Source organism: Streptomyces alkaliphilus, from assembly GCF_014141535.1.
Taxonomy (GTDB): Bacteria; Actinomycetota; Actinomycetes; order Streptomycetales; family Streptomycetaceae; genus Streptomyces; species Streptomyces alkaliphilus.
In genome coordinates this window covers 1-4,498 of the sequence record NZ_VKHT01000394.1, presented here as the reverse complement: position 1 = coordinate 4,498, position 4,498 = coordinate 1, and the positions used below count along the sequence as shown (strand labels likewise).

General features: G+C 76.0%; 3 protein-coding genes. All 3 read left to right on the top strand.

Annotated features, from left to right (window positions below; all coding sequences use genetic code 11):
- Nucleotides 1-2,262, top strand: a 2,262-nt coding sequence (locus FNQ90_RS13690) for a helicase-associated domain-containing protein (RefSeq protein WP_182606638.1), incomplete at its 5' end; no start/stop codon positions are given.
- A 478-nt stretch (nt 2,263-2,740) separates the two neighbouring features.
- Entirely contained in the window at nt 2,741-4,060 is a 1,320-nt protein-coding gene (locus tag FNQ90_RS13685; protein WP_228471128.1) for a S8 family peptidase, read from the top strand.
- Complete coding sequence (locus FNQ90_RS13680; RefSeq protein WP_182606636.1) at nt 4,057-4,305, top strand: hypothetical protein; 249 nt, start codon at nt 4,057-4,059, stop codon at nt 4,303-4,305. The genes FNQ90_RS13685 and FNQ90_RS13680 overlap by 4 nt, the downstream gene beginning before the upstream one ends.
- Nucleotides 4,306-4,498 lie beyond the last annotated feature (193 nt).

Here is a 4,498-nt window from a genome sequence, read left to right as displayed (position 1 = left end):
CTGCGGGCGCGGGCCCTGCTGTGGGGCGGGGAGGAGGCCCTGCGCCTGGTGCGCACCGCCCGCGAACTGCTCGCCCCCGCCCCGCAGCGCCCCGGCACCACCGGCCTGGGGCCGACCCTCTCCGAGGCCACGGCCGGCATGTCCCCGCGCCGGATGCAGGAACTGCTGATCGGCGCCGGTCTGCCGCCGACCGGGGACCCGGTGAGCGCCCTGACCGCGCTCACCGAGCTGTTCACCGACCCCGACCGACTGGGAGCCCTGCTCGACCGACTGCACGGGGACGCGCGGTCGGTCCCGGAACGCCTGATGTGGGGCCCGCCCTACGGCACGGTGCCCGCACAGGCCCCGGTCCCGCCCGCCGTGCGGGCCCTGCTGGAGGCCGGGGTCCTGGTGCGGGTCTCGCCGGGCACGGTGGTGCTTCCCCGGGAGGTCGCCCTGACCCTGCGCGGGGGGCGGGCGCACCGGGCGCTGCTGCCCGACCCTCCCGGCATCGACCTGCGCGCCACGCACGACCCCGAGCGGGTGAACGCCATGGCGGCCGGTCAGGCGTACGCGGCGGTCACCGCCGTCGAGGAGCTGGCGACGTTGTGGGAGCGGGAGCCGCCGGCGGTGTTGCGCGCCGGCGGTCTGGGCGTGCGCGACCTCAAGCGCACGGCCGTGGCGCTGGACGTGCCCGAGCCCGAGGCGGCGTTCCGGATCGAGGTGGCGCACGCCGCCGGGCTGATCGCCGCCGACGGCGAGCCGGACGAACGGTTCGCGCCGACCCCGGCGTACGACGCGTGGGTGGAGTCCCCGCCCGCCGAGCGGTGGGGACGATTGGTCGCCGCGTGGTGGGCGGGCAGCCGGGTGGCGGCGCTGATCGGGGAGCGCGACACCACGCCCGTGCCGCCGGGCGGGGCCCGGGGCCGGCGCACCGGCGGGGACGGGCGCGTGCTCACCCCCCTGGGCCCCGGGCTGGACCGGGGCGTGGCGCCGGAGTTGCGCCTCCGGGTGCTGGAGCTGCTGGCCGGACTGCCGGCGGGCGGGGCACCGGAGCCGGCCTCACTGCGGTCGCGGGTGCGCTGGGAGCTGCCCCGGCGCACCACCGAGGAGTTGCACAGCACGGTGTGCGCGGCCACGTTGGCCGAGGCGGAGTGGCTGGGCGTCACCGGCCGTGGCGCCTTCGCCGACCACGCGCGCCCCCTGTTCGCACCGGACGCCGGGCCGAGTGCGCCGGACGGGGCGGGCGAGCCCGGCGAGATCCCCCGGGGGCCGGCGGAGACCGCCGTCGACGCCGCCGTGGACGCCCTGGCACCGCTGCTGCCCGAGCCGGTGGACCACGTGCTGCTCCAGGCCGATCTCACCGCCGTCGCCCCCGGCCCGCTGCGGCGGGACCTGGCCCGGTTCATGGCGCGGGCCGCCGATGTGGAGTCCACCGGCGGTGCCACCGTCTACCGCTTCACCGCCGCCGGGGTGCGCCGCGCCCTGGACGCCGGACACACCCCGCGGGAACTGCACGCCTTCCTCGCCGAACACTCCCGCACCCCGGTCCCCCAGCCGTTGACCTACCTGATCGACGACACCGCCCGGCGGCACGGCCGGCTGCGGGTGGGAGCCGCCGGCGGCTACCTGCGCTGCGAGGACGAGGCCCTGCTCGACCAGGTGCTCGCCGACCGCCGCTCGGAATCGCTGCGGCTGCTGCGGATCGCGCCGACCGTCGCGGTCTCGCCCGCCGCGCCGGGCGTGCTGCTGGAACGGCTGCGGGAGCTGGGGCTGGCCCCGGCGGCCGAGGACGCCGGGGGGACGGTGGTCACCCTGACCGGCGACGTTCGGCGCACCCCGCCGCGCACCGCGCCCCAACCGGTACCGGACGGGCCGCCCCCGGCGACGCCGTCCCTGCTCGGCGCGGCCGTGGGGGCGATCCGGGCGGGTGACCGGGCCGGGAGCCGGGAGGACGCCGGGGCGGCGGGCGCGACGGCCGCCGCCGGGTCGGGTCGCCCGGCCCGGCGGGCCCGGGCCGCCGCCGCCCGCGAGGGCGCCTCGGGGCCCGCCCCCCGCACCCCGATCGCGGAGATCCCCGGGGTGCTGCGCTCGGCCGCCGGGACGGGCGGCCGGGTGTGGGTGGGATGCGTCGGCGCGGACGGCACCGTGGAGCGCCGGCTGATCGCGCCGGTGCGGGTGGAGGGCGGCTTCGTCAGCTGCTTCGACCACACCGCCGACGAGGTCCGCACCTACCCCCTGCACCGCCTCACCGGCGCCGAGCCCCTCCCCGAGGACACCTGAGGGAGCGACCGAACGGCCGGTGCGACGGGGGGACGGGTGCCGGGCGTCGCCCCTCACGCCGGAGTGCCCCCGGAAGATCGATCCGGTCTCGGCCGGGCGTCCTGCCGGCCGTGCCGGTCGTCCTCCACCTGCCCGCGCCGGCGGAAGCGGTGGCACCCGGAGCGGCCCGGGGCACGGTGTGTCACCGAACGCTTCGTCCACTGCGGCGCGAACCGCTTCGCGTACCGGTCCCCGGTGGGTGTCCTCCGGGTCCGCGGCCCCGTGTTGCGGCTGCTCGTGCCCGGTGCGACGGTGATCGAGGGGCACTGCCGATGGTCCGGCAGAAGAAAGACCGTCCTTCGGTTGACGGCACCACGCGTCGGTTCACGACCGAGTCGCGCCCCACTCGTTTCGGCGTCCGGAATTCCCTGAATCGGCGCGTGCCCGGAAAGCAGGGGGGATCACAGGGAAAGCGAAAGATTCAATGGTGAACGACCCCATGAACAGGCATGACTTCGGGGAGCGGCCCCACCGAGCCAACGGCTCCGCCACGGGTCGGGACTCGGAGTACACGGGCCGGTACGTGGTACTGCTCGACCCCAACCATCAGGACAGCGGAATCGACGAACTGCGCTCCTCCGCCGGCATCGCGTCCGTCGAGCGCGTTCGGGACCCCGATGAGGGGAATGTCGCCGAACTCCTCGAACGCCCCGATGTCTCGGTGCTCTTCGAGGATCTCGCCGCGGCCGTCGTCGAGGTCCGGCCCGAGCAGCGCCATACGCTGGTGACCACGGCGGAGGCCGAGCCCTCGATCCTCGCGGCGGAACCGGAGCGCACGGTGCACGCGTTGCCGATCACCGCCCCTCAGCAGGCACCAACCGAGTTCTTTCCGGCCTTCCGCAGCGACGAGGGTGTGGTCGCCCGGCACACCAGGGCCGAGATAGCGGCGGGCCAGGGCCCGGCCTGGAACGAGGACACCTGGACCTGGGGCCTGCAGGCGATCCGGGCCAACCTGTCCCACCTGACCGGACACGGTGTGAAGGTCGCCGTTCTGGACACCGGAGTGGACACCGACCACCCGGATCTCGCCGGCCGTATCGAGGCGACGGAATCCTTCGTCCCCGGCGAGACCGTGGAGGACGGCAACGGCCACGGCACGCACTGCATCGGCACCGTCGCCGGCCCGGCCGATCCCCGGCGGGGTCCCCGCTACGGGGTGGCCCCCGAGGCCCGGATCCTCGCGGCGAAGGTGCTCGGCAACTCGGGCAGCGGGCGGGACGGTTTCATCCTGGCGGGTATGGCCTGGGCCGTCTCCCACGGTGCCCGGGTGATCTCCATGTCGCTCGGCGCACGGGTACGCCCGGGTGAGCTCTTCCCTCAGACATACGAAATCCTGGCCAGGCGCGCGCTCGAGCGCGGAACGGTGATCGTCGCCGCTGCCGGCAACGACAGTGACCGGCCGGGAAGGGTCGAGCCCGTCAGCCGGCCGGCCAACTGCCCCGGCATCCTCGCGGTGGCCGCGCTCGACAAGGCGATCGCGCCGGCGTTCTTCTCCAACGGCGCCATCAACGACCAGGGCGGCGAGATCAACATCGCCGCGCCCGGGTGGCAGGTGCGCTCGGCCGCCCCCGGCGGCGGGTACCGGCACCTGAGCGGCACCAGCATGGCCACGCCACACGTGGCGGGCGTCCTCGCCCTGCTCTCCGGGGCGATCCCCGACGCCTCCGCGACCGATCTCGTCGCCGCCCTGAAGGCCGGCGCGTTCCCGCTGACGCAGCCCGTCGAGGACGTCGGCGCCGGCCTGCTCCAGGCGCCGTGAGCGAGCCGTCCCGGTCCGCGCCGATCGGGGTCGTCCTCGCGGTCGACCCCGACCGGTTCGGGGAGGTGATCGAGGCCCTGCGGCGGGCCGGGCTGACGGTCACGGGCGAGCAGCCGATCCTCGGCACGCTCTCCGGCACCGTCGCGGAGGACCGGATACCCGCCCTGGAGGCGATCGAGGGCGTCGACTCCGTCGACCGGGAACGCATCATCCGTCTCCCCCCGCCCGATTCCCCGCTCCAATGAGTACGCGGCGACACCGCCCCGGCCGGGTGAACGGGGCGGTGTCGCCGACGCACGGGGAAAAGCAGAGGGACCTGCTGCGCGAGCGGGTGGACGGCGTCACCGGGCTGTGAGTCCCCGTCGGTGATCACCGGTGGGCGGAATCGGTGACCTTCGTCCCCACCCGCCGACGCGCCCGGCCCGGGACACTGGAGGC

Bases quoted from the DNA above. Each gene is read 5' to 3' on its own strand.
- FNQ90_RS13685 (WP_228471128.1), top strand. From the start codon at position 2,741: ATGAACAGGCATGACTTCGGGGAGCGGCCCCACCGAGCCAACGGCTCC.